The sequence below is a fragment of the Paenibacillus silagei genome (assembly GCF_017874735.1).
Lineage (GTDB): Bacteria > Bacillota > Bacilli > Paenibacillales > Paenibacillaceae > Paenibacillus_AQ > Paenibacillus_AQ silagei.
The window spans coordinates 363,521-382,817 of record NZ_JAGGLV010000001.1 but is presented as its reverse complement, the minus strand read 5'-3'; the positions used below and the strand labels follow the sequence as shown (position 1 = coordinate 382,817).

Genomic DNA, 19,297 nt, shown 5'->3' with positions numbered 1-19,297 from the left:
TCCCCCTATAATTGTATCAAAGCAGTCCCCGTAATGAAGCCCCATGTATACATTATCCTTCAACTTGTCAGATTCCGATTATGAGATAGATGAACGGGAGTGTGCGAATGAGTGTAGATCATATTCATCTCAGGTTGTTAAGAAGCTTGCTTGTGCCTCTGTTGATCTTCCTGTGTACAACAGCCCCGGCAGGAGCTGCATTCGCTGCAGCCGAGGAGCTTCCCGCCCGGAACGTGCTGGTGCTGCATTCCTATCAGAAGGGCTTTGCCTGGACCGATGACCAAAGTGCCGGAATAGAGGAACGTCTCAAGGGCACAGCTAATCCCCCCGTCATCTACACTGAATATATGGACTGGAAAAGGTACCCCACGCAGGGGAACCTCGAACATTTCTACGAAACCATCCGCTTCAAATATCAGAACATCCCTATTCATACGATCATCACAACGGACGATGCGGCGCTGAGCTTCGCGATGAAGTACCGCCATGAGCTTCTGAACGATGCTCCGATTATTTTCAGCGGGGTCAACGAGCTGGGGGTGGACAGCCTACCGGATAAGCGCAACATGACAGGCGTTATTGAGAAAATCGATGCAGCGCCCACCATCCGCATGGCCATGGACCTTAACCCTTTGCTGAAAAAGGTGTATGTCGTCTTCGATAATTCGGAGAGCGGGCTGTCGACCGGCCGGATGGTGATGGATCAGATTAGCTCCTTGAATCCGGGGCTTGCGCTGTTCCCGATGAACCGCATGTCCATGGAACAGATCAAAGCTACGGCATCGGCGCTGTCCCCGGACAGTATTGTGCTGATGACTACATATTATAGTGACTCTACCGGAAGAATTGTGGAGTTCGACAGGTTCGCAAGCGAGCTGGGCAAGAGCAGCAGTGTTCCGGTGTATCATATCTATGATTTTGCATTGAATCATGGCGCCTTCGGCGGGAGCCTGATCAGCGGCAGAATGCAGGGGCAGACGGCGGCCGATCTGGCGCTGCGTATCCTGAAGGGGGAGCGTGCCGGGGATATCCCGGTGGTGACCGACAGTAATGTACGCAAGGTGTTTGATTACAATGAGCTGCAGCGGTTCAAGATATCACCGGATAAGCTGCCGAAGGGCAGTGAAGTGATTAACGAGCCGTTCTCCTTCTATCAGACGTACAAGGTGCTGGTGCTGAGCATCGTGGCAGCCTTTGCAGTGCTGGTAACCTTCATTCTGGTGTTGTTATTCTATGTGCAGCTGGTCAGAAGGATTAGAAGCAACCTGGAAAAAAGCAATGAACGCTTCAGCCTGGCAACCTACGGCTCGGATGCGGTAATCTGGGACGTTGATATGTCTACGATGATCTATTATTTCTCGGACAGCTGGTATGAGGTGCTAGGATATGCCCGGGATGAGCTGAATGAGAGCCGCGGCGGCTGGCGGGATATTCTCCATCCGGAGGATGCCGAGCAGGAGAATCGGCTGCGCATCCAGCATCTGGAGGGGCGTTCTTCTTACTACTACGCTGAATACCGGATGCGGAGCAAGGCAGGCGAATACAAGTGGTTTCAGGCCCGGGGCAAGGTGCTGCGTAATGCGGGCGGCGGATATATCCGGTTTGCCGGGTCAATGGTGGATGTCACGGACCGCAAGGGTTATGAGAGTAAGCTGCAGACGAGCTATCAGGAGCTGGAATCGACCTATGAGGAGCTGACAGCTCTACAGGATGAGTTGCTGGAGCAGTATAACAAGGTGGTGGAGAATCAGGCGCTGCTGCAGACCAGTGAGGAGAAATACCGGCTGCTGGCTTATAATGACGTGCTTAGCGGTCTGCCGAACCGGCTGTCGTTATCCGAGGAGCTGGAGCAGTTCATTGAAGAGCATTCCGGCGGCCATGCGGCGCTGTTCTTCCTGGATCTCGATAACTTCAAGTACATTAATGACTCCATGGGCCATACCTTCGGGGATGAGCTGCTGGTGCAGGTCGGGGAACGGCTGCTTAGCCGCTCTGACGGGCGCAGTAAGTATTTCCGCTTCGGCGGCGATGAGTTTGTGATTCTGTTCAAGGATGTGGCGGAGGCAGGTGAGGTTATCCGCTATGCGGATTCCCTGGTACAGGGCTTCATGGAGCCGTTCCAGCTTCATGCAAGTGTGGTGCATATCACGGCCAGTATCGGGATTGCCCAATACCCGGAGAACGGGAAGAGTGCGGAGGAGCTCCTGAAGAATGCCGACATTGCCATGTACAAGGCCAAAGAAGCGGGCAAGGGCAGCTATATGATCTACGGGCAGGAGATGCAGCAGTATTTTGACGAACGGATGATTATTGAGAATCACTTAAGAAGCGCGGTCTCCAATAATGAGCTATCGCTGCATTACCAGCCGCTGGTGGATACCGGCACAGGTGAGCTCTGGGGCTTCGAGGCGCTGATCCGCTGGAACAGCCCGGTGCTCGGCTTCGTCTCCCCCTTATCCTTCATCCGCATTGCCGAGGACTGCCGCCTGATCGTTCCCATAGGGGAGTGGGTGCTGCGCGCCGCCTGCCGGTTCACCAAGGATCTGCAGAATCAGGGCTATGAGGGCTACCATATCTCGGTTAATATCTCGGTCATTCAGCTGATGCTGGATGACTTCACGGAGATGGTGCTGAGCGTGCTGGAGGATACCGGACTTGCGCCGGAGTATCTGGAGCTGGAGATTACAGAATCCATCTTCATGGAATCCTTCGAGGCGATCAGCTCCAAGCTGGAGGCGCTCAAGGAGAGGGGGATTGGCATTGCGCTGGATGACTTCGGAACGGGCTATTCCTCACTCAGCTATCTGAAGCAGCTCCCGATTACTACCCTGAAGATCGACAAGTCCTTCATCGACAGCATCGATACCCCGAACAATAGGTCGCTGGCCAGCTCCATCGTCACCATCGGCCATGATATGGGACTGAACGTTACGGCTGAAGGAGTAGAGACCCCGGAGCAGCTTGCTTTTCTGGAGCGGACCCGCTGTGACAAAATTCAGGGCTACTATATCAGCAAGCCTATTCCGGAGAAAGAGGTCGCGGGCTGGGTGGCTGGGCGGATGGCGGGTTGAGGTGAGGGTCAATCCATACTACACCACAAAGGAAACCTTCCTTCTATATAAAAAAGGTTTCCTTTGTGCTTTTTGCTTCTGCCCCGGCGCTATTTCAGCAGCTTCCGCGCCAGCTTGACCTTGCTGCCGTAGGGTGGGTAGACAATGCCGAGGTCCAGACGGGTGCCTCGCTTAACAATGCTTTTGTGGTGGGAGAAGAGGTCGAAGCTGTATTTGCCGTGGTAGCCGCCGATCCCGGAGTTCCCGACACCGCCGAACGGCAGCCGGGTGCTGGCTACATGGGAGATGGTATCGTTGATGCAGCCGCCGCCGAAGGACACCTCGGTCATCACCTGTTGCTCCACCTGCTTATCGCAGGTGAACAGATAGAGAGCGAGCGGCTTCGGACGGGCGTTGATGCTCTGGATGGCCTCCTCCAGCCGGGTATACTCCATAATCGGCAGCACAGGCCCGAAGATCTCATCCTCCATGGAAGCGTCACTCCAGGCCGCCGGATAGATCAGAGACGGCTCGATATATAGCTCCTCGGGAATGACCGTCCCGCCCAGAATCAGCTTATCGCGGTCCCGCTCCAGCATCTCCCCGATCCGCCGCAGCTGGCGTTCATTCACGATCCGTCCGTAGTCTGTGTTCTTCCGGATGTCTGTGCCATAGAAATCAGTGACGCAGCGCTTCATCCGCTCAATCAGCTCGGCTGCTACCTCCCTATGGACCAGCAGATAATCAGGCGCAATACAGGTCTGTCCCACATTGATCAGCTTCCCCCAGACAATCCGCTTCGCTGCAGTCTCCAGGTCGGCGCTCCGGTCTACGATTACTGGGCTTTTGCCGCCCAGCTCAAGGGTGACGGGTACCAGGTTCTTCGCCGCCGCTTCCATGACAATTCTGCCGACAGGCACACTCCCGGTGAAAAAAATATAATCGAACGCCGCATGAATCAGCAGATTCGTCGTTTCCTTCTCACCCTGTACTACCCGGATATAGGCGGGATCAAAGGTCTCTCGGATCATATCCTCAATGACAGCGGAGGTAGCGGGCGTGCTCTCGGAGGGCTTCAGTACGGCGCAGTTCCCGGCGGCAATGGCGCCGATTAACGGCTCGATCAGCAGCTGGAACGGGTAGTTGAACGGCCCGATAATTAGCACCGTCCCGTAAGGCTCGGCTATGATTCTGCTCCGTGCCGGGAACAGGTGCAGCGGTGAGCCTACCTTCACCGGCTTCATCCAGCGCCGTAGATGCTTCATCATATAGCCGATGCTGTCCAGCGTGAATCCGATCTCTGTGGCGTAAGCCTCGAATTCGCTTTTATGCAGATCCTGGTTCAGTGCAGCGATAATCCGGGCTTCATTGCGTGAGATGGCATCCTTCAGCTTCTGAAGCTGCTCCAGCCGGAAGCCGGGGGTTCTCGTGACTCCGCTGGCGAACCATTGTCTATGCTCAGCCAGCAGCCGGTCGATCTGTTGTGCAGTGTATGGTGGCATGCTTGTATCCTCCTTGGTTATTTGCGGTTTCTATAGATTGCCTGCCGAAGAGGGCAGAGTCTGGATGTAATCATGCATCCGGCTCCGGTTCAGCAGGGTGATTTCATTGCCCTTGAATTCGATCCAGCCCTGGTCGCGCAGGAATCCCAGCTCCCGCGACAAGGAGGGGCGGGCTGTATTCATATGCTCGGCCCATTCCTTCCGGCTGAAGGGGAGCTTCAGCCGATCGGACTCCTGCTGCTCTCCCTGCTCCAGCAGGAAGTCTACGATACGGCGGCGCAGCGGCCCGGCGGACAGGTTCTCGATCTTCCGGTTCACGAGCACCAGCCGCTCGGACAGATTCTCGATGAAGCGGGTGAGGATATCGGTGTCGGCCGCGAATAATCTCAGCAGCTCCTGCTTGCTGATGAACATCACCTTGCAGGGGCCAGTGGCTGTGACGGTGGCGGGCACGGTGTTATTCCTGCGGAATAATACAGCTTCGCCTATGGTCTGCCCTTCCTTCAGGTGGGCGATGGTTACACTGCTGCCGGTAGGGTGTGTCTTCTGCACCTCAATGCGGCCGGAGAGCAGAATACCAAGCCGGTCCGCCGGATCACCCTCTGCCAGAATAATCGCATTCTTATGGTAGGAACTTACAGAGTAAGCCAGTGTATGCAGCAGCTGTTCGATCTCATCTGCGGACTTTCCGCGAAATAGCAGGCAGGATTGCAGCGAAGCAGGCTCCGGTCTCATACTTTTCCTCCCGATGTGTTGTAATTGGTAACATTCGTTACCGATTGATAGACGAAAGTCTACTACAATTATTGGTAACTGTAAAGGCGAGGCACAGAGCGATTCCATTAATGATAAGGAGTGATTCAGGTAATGAGCGAAATGTTTTGTTTCCAGTGTCAGGAGGCAGCTAAGGGGACCGGTTGTACGATTCAGGGGGTGTGCGGCAAGACCAGTGAGGTAGCGAATCTGCAGGATCTGTTGGTGTATACACTCAAGGGCATTGCCATCTTCGCGCGCAGCGGGCGTGAGCTGGGGATTACTGATCCGGTGACGGAGAAATTTATGATAGAGAGCTTGTTCGCTACCATTACCAATGCTAACTTTGTGCCGGAATACTTCACTGCGAAGATCCGGGAAGGACTGGCCCTGCGGGATCTGTGGCACAGCAGAGTGGCTGATGCCGGAGTGATGGCCTATTTGTCGGAGCATGACGCGGCGAACTGGAATGCAGTGACCGATGAAGAGCTGATGGACAAGGCGGCAACGGTAGGTGTGCTAGCTACAGAACATGAGGATATCCGCTCTTTGCGCGAGCTGCTGACCTATGGCCTGAAGGGAATGGCTGCTTACATGGAGCATGCTGCGGTACTGGGCTTCTATGAAGCAGGAGCACATGCTTTTATGGAAAAAGGCTTGGCAGCTGCGCTAGATGACAATCTGAGCGGCGGTGAGCTGACAGCGCTGGTGCTGGAATGCGGCAAGTTCGGCGTGGATGTGATGGCGCTGCTTGACCGTGCGAACACCGCAGCCTACGGCAATCCGGAGATTACCACAGTCAATATTGGGGTAGGCACGAACCCTGGTATTCTGATCAGCGGTCATGACCTCAAGGATATGGAGGCGCTGCTGAAGCAGACCGAGGGTACCGGAGTGGATGTGTATACGCACAGTGAGATGCTGCCAGCCCACTACTATCCGGCCTTCAAGAAGTATAGCCACTTCGTAGGCAACTACGGCAATGCATGGTGGAAGCAGAATGAGGAATTCGCCAGCTTCAATGGTCCGATTCTGATGACTACGAACTGTATTGTGCCGCCGAAGGACAGCTACAAAAACCGGCTGTACACGACAGGCAACACCGGGTATCCGGGAATTCAGCATATCGCGGCAGGCGCGGACGGAGAGAAGGATTTCTCGGCGCTGATTGAGCAGGCCAAGAGCTGCAGCGCTCCGGTGGAGATTGAGACAGGCGAGATTATCGGCGGCTTCGCGCATGCGGCTGTAATGAATGTCGCGGATCAGGTGGTTGGAGCAGTAGAGAGCGGCGCCATCAAGCAATTCTTCGTCATGGCTGGGTGCGACGGACGGATGAAGAGCCGGAATTATTACACCGATTTCGCGGCAGAGCTGCCGAGTGATACGGTGATCCTTACCGCAGGCTGTGCCAAATACAAATATAACAAGCTGGCGCTTGGCGATATCGGCGGAATTCCCCGCGTGCTTGATGCCGGCCAGTGCAATGACTCCTATTCTCTTGTGGTTATAGCGCTTAAGCTGAAGGAAGTGTTCGGTCTTGCGGATATCAACGATCTTCCGATCTCCTATAACATTGCCTGGTATGAGCAAAAGGCGGTGATCGTGCTGCTGGCCCTGCTGCATCTGGGTGTGAAGAACATTCACCTGGGTCCTACACTTCCGGCCTTCCTGTCGCCTAATGTAGCTAAGGTTCTGGTAGATACCTTCGGCATCGGTGGTATTACTACCGTACAGGAAGACATGGAGCAGTTCATTGCTGCGGTATAATGCAATACAGCTTCAGCATTAGCCAAAATACACAAAAGCGAGTCTCCGTATACGGGGGCTCGCTTTTGTGTATGGATATGAACGTCACCGTCAGCGCTTACGGCAGCCGGTAGACTGCAAACGGCTCGCCGGTGCGGAAGGCGGCGCTGGCCTGGTCAAGCTGCTCAAGTATTCCCGCATCCGGTGAAGCGGAGAGACTCTGCAGATTGTGTTGTACCTGCTCTACTGTAGTTGCACCGACAATCACCGTGGAGACGGCGGGCCGGTTCATCAGCCAGGCCAGGGATAGAGCTGCAGGTGAGGTGCCCAGTCGCTCCGCAATGGCCTGAACCTGCTCCCCGAGCGAGATGCGCTCCGGGGTAAGGAAGTGGCGGAAGTTCGGATCGGTCTCTGCTCTGGAGCCGGCAGGGACCTTGCTGCTGCCAGTATATTTGCCGGTAAGAATGCCGCCCGCCAGAGGGAAGTATGGGATGATACCCAGACCCTGATCCAGGCAGAGCGGAAGCAGCTCCGCTTCGGGCGTGCGGTCAGCCAGCGAATAGCTGCACTGGATAGAGATGTATTTCGCGAAGTGCCGGGCTTCGCTGATTCCAAGCGCCTTCATCAGCTCCCAGGCGGCATAATTGGAGGCTCCGATATAGCGCACCTTGCCTGCGGAGATCAGATCATCCAGCGTACGCAACGTTTCCTCCAGCGGTGTGTAGGGATCGAAGGTGTGAATCTGATACAGATCCACATAGTCGGTCTTCAGCCGGCGCAGGCTGCCCTCCAGCTCCTGCATCAGATGATGGCGCGAAGAGCCGCTGCCGCCGGGTCCCTCATGCTTCGGCAATCCGGCTTTGGTCGCCAGCACTGCGTTATGGCGTTTGCCTTCAAGCGCAAGGCCGATGATCCGCTCCGATTCAGATCCGGCATAGATATTGGCGGTATCGATGAAATTGATGCCCTGATCCATAGCGGTGTGCAGAATGCGGACCGAGGTCTCCTGATCTGCCCGTTTGCCGAAGGAATTGGTTCCAAGACCCAGGGCGGACACCTGCAGGCCGCTATTGCCCAGACGGTTATATCGCACGCTCTCACTTCTCCTTATATAGTAGTAGTCTTAGCAGGAATCACGCACAAGCAGCTTGCCGCCGGACTCCAGGCGGCTGTCCTGTGACCGGGCGAGATTAATCACCGCATGCTCCTCCTGGAGCAGCTCAATCTCCTCACCCAGCTTAAGCAGCAGCCTGGAGAAGCGGCTTAGGACACTGTCCGTGATGTACCCGGTGAATTGTCCCGGATGGGCGAATACCTCAAGCATCTGCCAGAGCTGGTCCGTGCCGGAGCCGAACGCCCCGTTCATACGGCTTAGCGCAGCCTGAAGATCACGGATCAGGCTGCCCAAGTGGCTGTATTTATCCTCCAGCAGCAGCATGACTACCAGGCCGTAATTCACGGATTGCTGGCGGGATTCCACATTCTTGGCCAGCTGGCGCGCCGCCTCAAGCAGTCCGTCCGTCTCTGTCCGCAGCAGGCTTGCGAGGCTGTGCAGACGATGCTGCATTACCCCGGCGTGCCCGGCGTACAGGCCGCTGCCGGTGACCTGGCCGCTAACGTAAATACTGCCGGTGGCTATAATTGTAGATTGGCGGATATCGCCATAGACGTACACATTCCCGAGGGCTTCAATTCGTACAGGTCCTTCCAGATCTCCCGGTACAATGATGTCACCTGCGAACATAACATCGCCCACAGGATCTGTCATCTCTCTGGCCAGAAGACTGACCGGAGGGAAGTCACATATCCGGACGCTGCCGCTTCCCCCGCAGATACGGGGCCTGCCGGTGTGCCGGGCTACGATATTACCACAGGGAAGGAGCTTGGCATGATTACCGGCAGCAAAGTAGATATCCTGCGGCGGGGGAGGGGGCAGGACCCTTCCGTCTGTGTCGAGGCCGGGAATGCCTTCTTCCGGCGGCAGCTTGCGGGCGAAGACTTCGCCTGCAAAGGCAAAGGGGGCTCCCGGGAAACGGAGATACTCCAAGGGTTCCGCAGGCTTCTGGCCCCGGGCTCCCTGTCCCTGAAGCATCCGGTTCCCCTCCAGTGTATGCTCAGGCAGCAGGAATTCCAGCCGGGCTTCCTTGCCGGGCAGCGGGGCTCTGCCTTCAGCGATGCATACGGGGAGATATGTAGGGTTCTCCAGCTCCGCGTACAGGGCGGGAATGTTCAGGTTGCGCAGAATAAAACGGTTGTCCAGTGAGGCGATAATCTGTTCTATGGTGAGCGTGGACAGCAGCATCGCCGGATTGGGCTGGGCACGGACGACCGCTTCGAAGGCGGCGGGGCAGTTGACCAGATTCCAGGCGTACTTCTCTGCACGGTATAAAGTGAAGTGGACCTTGAGCTTGTCAGGCGATACGGTAATTTCATATTGCGGCTTCTCACAGATCTCCCAAGTGATATAATCCGCTCTGGTCACCTCGGTTGGCTCTGTAACGGTCTTCCAGTTGATCTTCAGGACAACAGGGTGGACCGCAGAAATGCGGGCGGGAGCACCTCCGGGGAGCGGGGGAGTAATGAATATCTGGTTGTCCTGCACGAGGATAATTCCATTCTTATCTCCAGTTGTCCCGTCAGAAGCTCGGCCCTCCACAGAGAATGAATCCAGGAGACCTTTACGTTCGAGCATCAGGGACTCTACGAATTCATATCGGCTTGGTTCGATATCCTGCTGCGGCATGGTTGTAACCTCACTTTTTCGTATGATCAATGGCAATTCGTACAGAAAAAGAACATCATCAAGCCTGGGAGGCTTTCCCTCCTGAATAGCTGGCTTAAGTGGTCTCTATTGGCAGCCTGGCAACCGTAAACGCAGATTCCGGCGTTCTTAGGCCCATAGCTTTGCGTCCTGCCCTTTCGGGGAGTTTGCCTTTAGAAATAGATCAATGATATACATCCTGTAGAGGTGGGAGTTATGGTCGACTGTAATCGACAAAAAGAGTCATAAATAGTTCTTACGCGTCATTAACTTCTGCAAACAAGCTTAATTCTAGTACTTAAAGAGCTATTTTTCAACTATATTATGCCTATTTATCAAAAAACTCGAAATATGCAGCTCTATTTCGACAAAAAAACTGGTTTCCCAGCGCTTACAGCTTATGGAAGAGGCAGGGGGAGGAAAGTATGAGCATTCAACTGTTGGGACACCCTGGGCTTGGTAAGACTCAGAGTGTTCTTTTTTGATAAGCGGTTTTGCGAGTGTTAATGTTATGTATATGTTAACTATGTAAATAAACACAAACATTCAGTGTATTATTTCGTAATAAAACCGAAGACATCGCAAATTCATTGTAATATAATCTAACTCATACCAAGGAAACACGAATTAATGTTAACTAATGTGACATTAATAGAGATAGCGACATCAGGAGAGGAGCATAAACCATGCAGATTGCAGCAACACCTTACATCTGGCCTTATGACGGGGCTGTGGACCCGGCGAAGACAGCGCTGATGATTATCGACATGCAGACGGATTTTTGCGGCAAGGGCGGTTACGTCGAGAGAATGGGTTATGACCTCTCATTAACAGCGAGGGCGATCCAGCCCATTCAGCGGCTGCTGGCCCGTATCCGGGACATCGAAGGCTTCACCGTGATCCATACCCGCGAGGGGCATAAGCCGGATCTGTCGGATCTGCCGGCGAACAAGCGGTGGCGCAGCCGCCAGATCGGGGCCGAGATCGGCTCCGAAGGACCGGCGGGACGAATCCTCGTGCGGGGGGAGCGCGGCTGGCAGATCATTGATGAGCTGGCGCCTGCCCACGGAGAGTACATTATAGACAAGCCGGGCAAAGGGAGCTTTTACGCAACAGACCTGGACCTGATCCTGAAGAATAAAGGAATTACCCATCTGATTCTGACCGGTATTACTACCGATGTCTGTGTACACACCACGATGAGGGAAGCCAATGACCGCGGGTACGAGTGTCTGATCCTTGCAGATTGTACAGGAGCGACGGATGAAGCGAATCACCTGGCGGCGCTGAGTATGGTTCAAATGCAGGGCGGAGTGTTCGGCAGTGTAAGTGATTCACAAGCGGTGCTGAAGGCGCTGGAGCAATACTAAATCATTTATAAACGGGGGAATAACCATGTGGAACAAGTCCAGAACAAAAGCGCTGATGCTGTTAACCTCGCTAATGCTGCTCCTGACCGCCTGCGGTAACAATACGGAAGCCGGGAAGGCTGAAGGCCAGGGAGCGGAAGGCTCGGGCGAGCTGAAAAAGGTGGTGCTCCGGCTGAAGTGGATTCACCAGGCGCAGTTTGCCGGCTTTTATACCGCGGTGGAAAAAGGCTTCTATAAAGATGCGGGGCTGGATGTTGAGATCCGCCCGGGGGGCTCGGATTTCCCGGCTGTGCAGATGGTAGCTTCCGGCAGTGAGGAGTTCGGAGTTACCGGTGCCGACCAGATCGTCATCGCCAGAGAGAAAGGCGTCCCGGTCAAAGCGTTGTCCGCGATCTACCGCAAAACCCCGTTCGTCATGTTCACGCTCAAAGAGTCCGGGATCAAGACGATGGAGGATCTGGTCGGGCAAAAGGTGGGCATTAAGCTGGGCGGCAATGAAGAGCTGACCTTCCGTGCCATGGAGAAAAGCGCGGGTATCGCCCCTTCGCAAATCGAAGAGATGCCGGTCAAATATGATCTGAGTCCGCTGTTAACCGGTCAGGTCAAGGCCTGGCCCGGCTATGTTATTAATGAAGTGCTGGCTGTAGAGGAGCAGGGCAAGGAAGTGAATATTATCGACCCGAACGACTACGGCATCAATTTCTATGCCGATACCTTGTTCACTACGGAGTCTATCATCAAGAAGGACCCGGAGATGGTCACAAGCTTCGTGCAGGCGTCTATGCAGGGCTGGGATTATGCAGTGAAGCATCCGGAGGAGGCAGCCGAATTTGGTCTGAAGTATGGCGAGAAGCTGGATCTGAAGCATGAGGTCAATATGATGAAGGCCAGCATTCCGCTGCTTGATCCGGAGAAGCTCCCGCTGGGCTCAATGGACGAGGCATCTTGGGAGACATTGCAGAAGAATCTGGTCGAGCTGGGATTTGTGAAAAAGGAACAGGACATCGGCGGATTGTTCACCAACGAGTTTTTGAAATAAGGAGGGGACCGACAATGACAACAGCGATCAAAGAACAGTTGGATGCTGCCGCCGCGCAGCATCCCGGTACCCGGGAAACCATGCTCTCCCTGCGCAATTGCTCTCTGTCCTTCGGCAACGTGCCTGTGCTGAATCAGGTCAGTCTTGATGTATACCGCAATGAGTTCATTTCGATCCTCGGACCGAGCGGCTGCGGGAAATCCACAACACTCCGGTTGATGCTGCGGCTGTTAAGCCCGGAGGCCGGTGGAGAGGTGGCGTATGCTTCACCTGATCTGTCCCTGGGCATGGTCTTCCAGAAGCCTGTCCTGATGCCGTGGCTCAGCGCGCTGCAGAATGTCATGCTGCCGCTGGAGCTGGGCGAGAAGAAGAAGTTCAGCAAAGCCGAGGCACGTGAAAAAGCAGAAAGTGCCCTGCGCCTGGTCGGCCTCCAGGATTATCTGAGCCACTTCCCGCATCAGCTCAGCGGCGGGATGCAGCAGCGGGCAGCGATTGCCCGGGCTCTGGCGGCCGATCCGACGGTGCTGCTGATGGATGAGCCGTTCGGCGCGCTGGATGAGCTGACACGCGAGAAGCTTAATTTCGAGCTGCTGCGGCTATGGGAAAGCCCGGAGACCAGTCTAAGCAGCATTGTGATGGTCACCCATTCGATCCATGAATCCGCGCTGCTGTCGGACCGGGTCGTGATGATGTCTCCCCGGCCTGCCGGTGTGACGGATATCATTCCGGTGACGCTGCCCTCCCCGCGTGAGGCGGGCATGGAGGAGCTGCCGGAATTCCACCGGATTGTCAAGGAACTGAGAAAGCGGGTGAAGCATCTATGACGGTCAAAATCAAAGACACCCTGTACCCGGTCACGTTTGCGCTCGGCTTCCTGCTGCTGTGGGAGCTGGCTGTACGTCTCCTGTCGGTTCCGATGTATCTGCTGCCTGCGCCTACGCAGGTAGTCTCGGCTATCAATGGCTCGCTGTGGTCGCATACGCTGGTTACGCTGGGCGAAGCGCTGACCGGGTTCATTCTCGCCAATATCCTCGGCCTGGCTACCGCAGTGATTTTTGTTCATTCCAAGCCGATTGAGAAAGGGATGTTCCCGCTGGCCATCGCCCTTAAGACTACGCCGCTGGTGGCGCTGGCCCCGCTGCTGGTCGTCTGGCTGGGGACCGGGTATACCTCGAAGGTAATCGCTTCGATGCTGATCTGTTTTTTCCCGATTCTGGTGAACAGCGTCAAGGGTCTTAAGGCGATTGAATACGAAGCCTGGGAGCTGTTCTCCACCTACAAAGGGACGAAAAGCGAAATCTTTTGGAAGTTGCGCCTGCCGACGAGTCTGCCTTATATCTTCTCTGCCCTCAAAATCTCCACCTCGCTCGCGATAGTCGGTGCCATAGTCGGCGAATTTGTCGGAGCGAATAAGGGACTCGGTTATGTAGTGCTTGTCTCTTCCTATCATATGGATACGCCGGTGATGTTCTCGGCCATTATTGCTTCGGCGCTGTGCGGCCTGCTGCTGTTCTGGTGTATCGGGCTGCTGGAGAAACGGGTTATTTTCTGGACAAGGAGCGATGATCTATGATGAACTGCTCGGTCATTCGAATCCCGGCAGGCGCGCCGCATGATATGTCCGGCCTTGGCGCAGCGGTGGAAGCAGGCCTGTTCCGGCCGGAGGAAGTGGTCGCGGTGCTGGGGAAGACGGAGGGCAACGGCTGTGTGAATGATTTTACACGGGGTTATGCTGTGATGGCCTTGAAAGGATTCTTTGCTGAAGCGGCAAAAGGAGGAGCTGCCGACATCTCTTATGTGATGTCCGGCGGTACGGAAGGGGTGCTCAGCCCGCACTTCACGGTTATCAGCCGCAGCGGGCAGAAGGAGCCGGGTGTGGTCACTGATGGCCTGAAGTCACTCGCCATTGGAGTCGCCAGAACCCGGAGCTTCCGGCCGGAGGAACTGGGACGGCTCCCTCAGGTGGACGCCGTGGCGGATGCCGTGGCCCGTGCGGTCATGGATGCGGGCATCACCTCACCGGAGGATGTGCATTTTGTACAGATCAAATGTCCGCTGCTTACCGCTGAGCAGATCTATGAGGCACACAGCCGTGAGGGTTCGCTCGTCACAGAGGATACTTATAAATCGATGGGCTATTCCAGAGGAGCTTCTGCACTGGGTGCCGGGGTAGCGCTGGGTGAGGTGGATCGTGCGGCCTTGCAGGAAGAAGAGATCTGCACGGACTGGACTCAATTCAGCGCGGTAGCCTCCACTTCGGCGGGCAGTGAGCTGTCCTGCTGCGAAGTGATTGTGTTCGGGAACTCACTGTCTGCGGACGGCCCGTACCACATCGACCATGCCGTGATGCAGGATGCTGTGGATGGCGCTGCGCTTCAGGGCCTGCTGGACCGTTATCCCGGTGAAGAGCTGGTGCAGGTGCTGGCCAAGGCGGAAGCCGATCCCGATGGCGTCATCCGCGGACGCCGCCATATCATGCTGGATGACTCGGATATCAATCATACCCGCCATGCGCGGGCTGTAGTCGGCGGTGTGCTGGCCTATGTCGGCGGCGACCCGATGATCTACGTCTCCGGCGGAGGCGAGCATCAGGGGCCGAAGGGCGGAGGACCGGTGGCGGCTGTGTTCCGCCGCAGGTAGCAGAGCTTTTTGACAGGAGCTATGTATTATCACTATCCATCATGGGGGAATCGAATATGCATACACAGGAAACGAAAGTGCTGGCAGCAGCAGATATGACATGGGAGCTTATGCCGAATCACATAGAGCTGTATCACCGGGAGATTGTCTCGGCAACGGAGGCGGACCGCCTGGGCATCCGCATGAGCTCGATTCTGTGGGAGAAGCTGGGGATCGGCGGCCAAGTCTTGCCGCATTATCATGATGTAGTCGAAATCATTCATATTACCGTAGGAGAGGTCAAGCTGCTATGTGACGGGGAGTGGTACAGCTACCGGGCCGGAGATACGTTCCATGTGCCTGCGGGCGTAGTCCATTCTGTTAGAAATACAGGGGATTCTCCTTCGGAGCAGATCAGTATTTTTGTACCGGCGGAGGCGGAGGTGCCGTCCAACAGCTTCTTCGGCACTACACTAATCGAGGATATCTATTCTTCCAAGCTATAGTAAAGGCGGCGGAGCCATGGGCAGCAATGTAATTACCGGTTTGACCTGCAGCGATATCCTGCTGATTCCCGACCTGAAGGAAGCGGCCCTGCTGGCTGGGGCCGGGGGCCTTGGGCGTTATATTAACCGGGTCAATGTAATGGAGGTTCCCGATGTCATTGACTGGGTGCGTCCGGGGGAGTTCCTGATTACAAGCGGCTTCCCCTTTCATAACCGGCCGGAGCTGATCGCAGAGATTATTCCCCAGCTGAACCAGAAGGGAGTGTCCGCGCTCGGGATCAAAACCAAACGTTATATCGATGAGATTCCGCCGAGGGCGTTGGAACTCGCGGATCAGCTGGGCTTCCCGATCTTCGAGCTGCCCGCCTCCACCTCCTTCTCCGATGTGGTCCGCGACATTATGGAGCGGGTGCTGGTGCAGGAGGCGCGGGAGCTCTCGCAGCTGCAGAGCCGGTTCCAGAAGCTGTCGAAGCAGCTTCTCCATGGCGACGGGATTGAGGATTTCCTGCTGACGCTGGACGGGATGCTGCATAATCCGGTCGTCCTGCTGGATGATACCGATCAGGTCTTCTGTTCTCCGCAGGCGGATGCGCTACAGCTGGAGGAGCAGCTTCCGGCCTGGATACAGCTTCGCCAGGAAGGCAGTCTCGGCATTACATTCCTCACAGTTGGAGAACGGCGTATCCGAGCTTATGTCTCGGCTGTCAATGACAAGGGAGCAGAGCAATGTCTGCTGGTGCTGCTGGAGTGGAACAGCGAGCTATCGGTAGTGGATCAGTTAACGATTGACCGGGTCGGTGTACTGGTCGGACTGGAGATGATCAATGCCGGGGCCCGCCGCGAGGTGGAGCTGAAGTATGTGGACCAGTTCCTGCAGGACTGGATCAGCGGGCGGATTGCCGCTGCCGAGGATCTGAAGCTGCGTGGCGCAGCCTGCGGCTGTCCGCTACCGGAGCGTCCGCTGCGTGCTGTAACCATCGGATGGCTGGAGGATAAGCCGGAGCTTAAGCAGCTGCAGCAGGTAGTGAAGCGGGTGCGTGCCCGGGCAGACCTTCAGCATGTGAAGCTCACCATCCTTGAAGGGGAGCTGGTGCTGACCGTGCCGGAGCAGCCGGAGCTTCCGCTGGAGGAGACGCTGGGTCGTCTGCTGGCCGAGATGAACCGGATAGTTGTCAGCGGGAGCTGCGCCTTCTGTATTGGCGATCTTGCGGACGGCCCTGATCAGGTGCGGTTCAGCTATGAATCCTCCCGCAAAATCGCCCGCATCCGCCAAATCAGCGGCTACAGCGGGTCTTATGTCGATTACCGGAAGCTGGGTGTCTTCCGGCTGCTGTACCATCTGCCCGAGCTGGAGGAGATTACCGAGTACAGGGATCAGTATATTGCTCCGCTGCTGGAGTACGACCGCAAGCATAATGCTTCGCTGCTCCAGACGCTCCAGCTGTATTTCAAATGCAACCGCAACGTCAAGCGGACCTCCGGCGAGCTGTTCACTCATTATAATACGGTCACCTACCGGATCGACCGGGCCTGTGAGCTGCTGGGATTAAGCCAGGATGACGGTGACGATATGCTGGAGCTGCAGCTTGCGCTGAAGCTGCATGAGATGGGCAAGGGCCGCAGGTCCGGCACCGATACGCAGAGAAGGAGATGAAGCCTGATGACAGCAATAACAGAATGGCCCGCGAAGCTGACAGCCGGCTGGCTGCGGGAACAGTATTTGAGCGGCACGCTGGACCCGGAGGAGGTTATCCGGGAGATCATCCGCCGCGCTGCGCGGGATAAGGACATGAACATCTGGATTGAAGCGCCCGCCGTGGCGCAGATCGCTCCCTACCTGGCAGCGCTCAAAGAGCTGAATCCGCAGGAGCATCCCTTGTGGGGCATTCCATTCGCGGTGAAGGATAACATCGATGTGAAGGGGCTGCCCACGACGGCGGCATGTCCTGAATTCGCTTATCAGCCGGAAGCCGACGCAGCGGTCGTGGCGAGATTGGTGGCTGCGGGGGCGATCCCTGTCGGCAAAAGCAATCTGGACCAGTTCGCCACCGGACTCGTCGGTGTGCGCAGCCCTTACGGCGAGACGCATAATGCCCTGCGTCCCGAATACATCAGCGGCGGCTCCAGCGCCGGTTCGGCGGTTGCTGTAGCCCGGGGCCAAGCGGTATTCAGCCTGGGCACTGATACCGCCGGCTCGGGCCGTGTGCCGGCCGCACTGAACGGGCTGGTCGGCTACAAGCCCAGCCTGGGCGCCTGGCCGGTGCGCGGCGTAGTGCCGGCGTGTGCCAGCCTGGATTGTGTCACCGTATTCGCGAACAATCTGGAGGATGCACTCACGGTGGACCGCGCAGCACGCGGCTTCGAGGCAGCCGATCCGTGGTCACGTTCCGTGAAGCGGGAGGCTGCCGCTCTGCCGGGCAAGCTGCTGCTGCCGGAAGCGCCGCTGGACTTCTACGGGCCCCATGCGGACGAATACCGCCGGACCTGGGAACGGGCCGAAGCGGCGGTTCAGGCGCTGGGGCTGCCGGTTGAACGGGTGGACTGTACGCTGTTCTCCGAAGCGGCAGCCATCCTGTACGACGGCCCCTGGGTAGCCGAACGCTGGGCGGATCTGGCCGGATTCGTAGAGAGTCACCGTGAAGCAGTGCTGCCGGTAACGGAGTCGATTCTCTCCTCCGGGGCCGCGGAGCGCCACACTGCTTCGAGCCTGTTCCAGGCCATGCACCGCTTGCAGCAGTATAAGCGGGAAGCGGAGCTGCTGCTGCGGGATGCGGTGCTGGTCCTGCCGACCTGCGGCGGAACCTGGACCCGGGAGCAGTTGGCTGCGAACCCGGTAGGGGCCAACTCCGATATGGGCCGCTACACCAATCACTGCAACCTGCTCGACCTGTCGGCGGTGGCAATTCCCGCCGGGGAAGCGGCGGGGAACCTGCCGTTCGGCATTACGCTGTTCGCTCTGGCGGACAGTGAGCATCTGCTTGCCGGAGCCGGGGCGCGGTTTCTGGCGGAGGGGGATGATGGTGAGAGTGGGGGGAGTTCTGCCGGGGCCGAGGCCCAACTTCTGGCAGAGCACCAATCGCTGGAGCCGGAAGCTGGCGGAGGTACTAGTGGTGCAGGTGGTACTGCTGGGGCTGACGTTGGTGAGGCTGGAGGTATTGGTGCTGCTACTGGCGCTGCTATTGCTGCCGAATCACCAGCGTCCGGCATGGTTACACTTGCGGTCTGTGGGCTGCATATGCGCGGCTTCCCGCTGGAGAAGCAGATGCTGGAGCATGGCGCGCACTTCTGGCAGGAGGCGCGGACCGCTGCCTGTTATGAGCTGGTCAAGCTCCCTACCGTGCCAGCGAAGCCGGGGCTGCTGAGACAGGCTTCAGGGGGAAGTGCTGTCGAGCTGGAGCTGTGGCAGATGCCGGTGGAAGCGCTGGGCGCGTTCGCTGCGCTTATCCCGGCTCCGCTGGGTCTCGGGCGGGTGGCCCTCGCGGATGGGCGCGAAGTGACGGGCTTCATCTGCGAAGGCTATGCCGCCGCCGGAGCTGAGAACGTTACAGCCTACGGGGGCTGGAGATACCTGCCTGCTGAATAAATACCGCTTTCAGCGTGCAGCTCTGCATGCCGATTAACTGCCGCTTTCGGCGTTCACCTCTGCGTGCGTTATACTAAGGTGGAATTTGGATATCCCATTTTGCGTCACCGGCATACATGTAGTAATTAGTTGGATTTTCTCCATTTGCTGCTGGTGGAATACCTCCTATGGGAACAGCAAATGGATAAACAACACTTATTTTCCTCGCTTTTAAGGGATTCCATAGAATTCGGCGGATTAGGTGTACTTTATCCAACCGCTTCAGTCAAACCGGTTAGGTTGGCTGAATTAAGTGTCATTTTTCCAACTACTATTACTTTACGTCTGCCATCCAAGCTACTTTACCCGCGCGCATCCCATCCCGTCAA

The 19,297-nt window shown here is 56.6% G+C and carries 14 protein-coding genes and 1 riboswitch; of the genes, 10 read left to right on the top strand and 4 right to left on the bottom strand.

The window, feature by feature from the left end; all coding sequences use genetic code 11:
- The first annotated feature begins 107 nt into the window (after positions 1 to 107).
- Positions 108 to 3,071 carry an ABC transporter substrate binding protein gene (locus J2Z70_RS01535; RefSeq protein ID WP_209868665.1) on the top strand — a complete coding sequence of 988 codons (2,964 nt, stop codon included), beginning with the start codon at positions 108 to 110 and terminating at the stop codon, positions 3,069 to 3,071.
- Between the two features lie 89 nt (positions 3,072 to 3,160).
- Here the strand turns inward: J2Z70_RS01535 and J2Z70_RS01530 are convergent, their stop codons facing one another.
- Together J2Z70_RS01530 and J2Z70_RS01525 are read right to left on the bottom strand one after the other, a co-directional pair.
- Positions 3,161 to 4,552 (bottom strand): aldehyde dehydrogenase, encoded by a 1,392-nt coding sequence (locus J2Z70_RS01530; RefSeq protein WP_209868663.1) that lies wholly within the window; start codon positions 4,550 to 4,552, stop codon positions 3,161 to 3,163.
- Positions 4,553 to 4,582: 30 nt separating this feature from the next.
- Positions 4,583 to 5,287, bottom strand: a complete 705-nt coding sequence (locus J2Z70_RS01525; RefSeq protein WP_076074736.1) for a Crp/Fnr family transcriptional regulator — start codon at positions 5,285 to 5,287, stop codon at positions 4,583 to 4,585.
- 132 nt (positions 5,288 to 5,419) lie between these two features.
- On the opposite strand from J2Z70_RS01525, the gene hcp reads away from it, so the two are divergent.
- Positions 5,420 to 7,072: a hydroxylamine reductase gene (hcp, locus tag J2Z70_RS01520; RefSeq protein ID WP_209868661.1), complete on the top strand. Its 1,653-nt coding sequence runs from the start codon at positions 5,420 to 5,422 to the stop codon at positions 7,070 to 7,072.
- Between the two features lie 97 nt (positions 7,073 to 7,169).
- On the opposite strand, the gene J2Z70_RS01515 is transcribed toward hcp, so the two are convergent.
- Both J2Z70_RS01515 and J2Z70_RS01510 read right to left on the bottom strand, forming a co-directional pair.
- Positions 7,170 to 8,144, bottom strand: a complete 975-nt coding sequence (locus J2Z70_RS01515; protein WP_209868660.1) for an aldo/keto reductase — start codon at positions 8,142 to 8,144, stop codon at positions 7,170 to 7,172.
- A gap of 30 nt (positions 8,145 to 8,174) precedes the next feature.
- Positions 8,175 to 9,824: a flagellar assembly protein A gene (locus tag J2Z70_RS01510; protein ID WP_209868658.1), complete on the bottom strand. Its 1,650-nt coding sequence runs from the start codon at positions 9,822 to 9,824 to the stop codon at positions 8,175 to 8,177.
- Positions 9,825 to 9,901: 77 nt separating this feature from the next.
- A riboswitch (cyclic di-GMP riboswitch) is annotated at positions 9,902 to 9,994 on the bottom strand.
- Positions 9,995 to 10,498: 504 nt separating this feature from the next.
- Here J2Z70_RS01510 and biuH point away from each other — a divergent pair.
- Genes biuH through J2Z70_RS01470 form a run of 8 tightly spaced genes read left to right on the top strand, consistent with a single transcriptional unit; the run spans position 10,499 to position 18,929 of the window.
- Complete coding sequence (gene biuH / locus J2Z70_RS01505) at positions 10,499 to 11,182, top strand: biuret amidohydrolase (RefSeq protein WP_036728124.1); 684 nt, start codon at positions 10,499 to 10,501, stop codon at positions 11,180 to 11,182.
- A gap of 25 nt (positions 11,183 to 11,207) precedes the next feature.
- Positions 11,208 to 12,221: an ABC transporter substrate-binding protein gene (locus J2Z70_RS01500; RefSeq protein ID WP_209868656.1), complete on the top strand. Its 1,014-nt coding sequence runs from the start codon at positions 11,208 to 11,210 to the stop codon at positions 12,219 to 12,221.
- A gap of 14 nt (positions 12,222 to 12,235) precedes the next feature.
- A complete protein-coding gene (locus tag J2Z70_RS01495; RefSeq protein WP_209868655.1) occupies positions 12,236 to 13,045 on the top strand; it encodes an ABC transporter ATP-binding protein in 810 nt (269 codons plus the stop codon).
- Positions 13,042 to 13,794 carry an ABC transporter permease gene (locus J2Z70_RS01490; RefSeq protein ID WP_036728133.1) on the top strand — a complete coding sequence of 251 codons (753 nt, stop codon included), beginning with the start codon at positions 13,042 to 13,044 and terminating at the stop codon, positions 13,792 to 13,794. The genes J2Z70_RS01495 and J2Z70_RS01490 overlap by 4 nt, the downstream gene beginning before the upstream one ends.
- On the top strand, positions 13,791 to 14,861 hold the full coding sequence (atzD, locus tag J2Z70_RS01485; protein ID WP_209868653.1) for a cyanuric acid amidohydrolase: 1,071 nt from the start codon (positions 13,791 to 13,793) through the stop codon (positions 14,859 to 14,861). Before J2Z70_RS01490 ends, atzD begins: the two co-directional genes overlap by 4 nt.
- 56 nt (positions 14,862 to 14,917) lie before the next feature.
- On the top strand, positions 14,918 to 15,346 hold the full coding sequence (locus J2Z70_RS01480) for a cupin domain-containing protein (protein ID WP_036728136.1): 429 nt from the start codon (positions 14,918 to 14,920) through the stop codon (positions 15,344 to 15,346).
- A 16-nt stretch (positions 15,347 to 15,362) separates the two neighbouring features.
- On the top strand, positions 15,363 to 17,000 hold the full coding sequence (locus J2Z70_RS01475; RefSeq protein ID WP_076074703.1) for a PucR family transcriptional regulator: 1,638 nt from the start codon (positions 15,363 to 15,365) through the stop codon (positions 16,998 to 17,000).
- 6 nt (positions 17,001 to 17,006) lie between these two features.
- Positions 17,007 to 18,929, top strand: a complete 1,923-nt coding sequence (locus J2Z70_RS01470) for an allophanate hydrolase (RefSeq protein ID WP_209868651.1) — start codon at positions 17,007 to 17,009, stop codon at positions 18,927 to 18,929.
- The last annotated feature ends 368 nt before the right edge of the window (positions 18,930 to 19,297 follow it).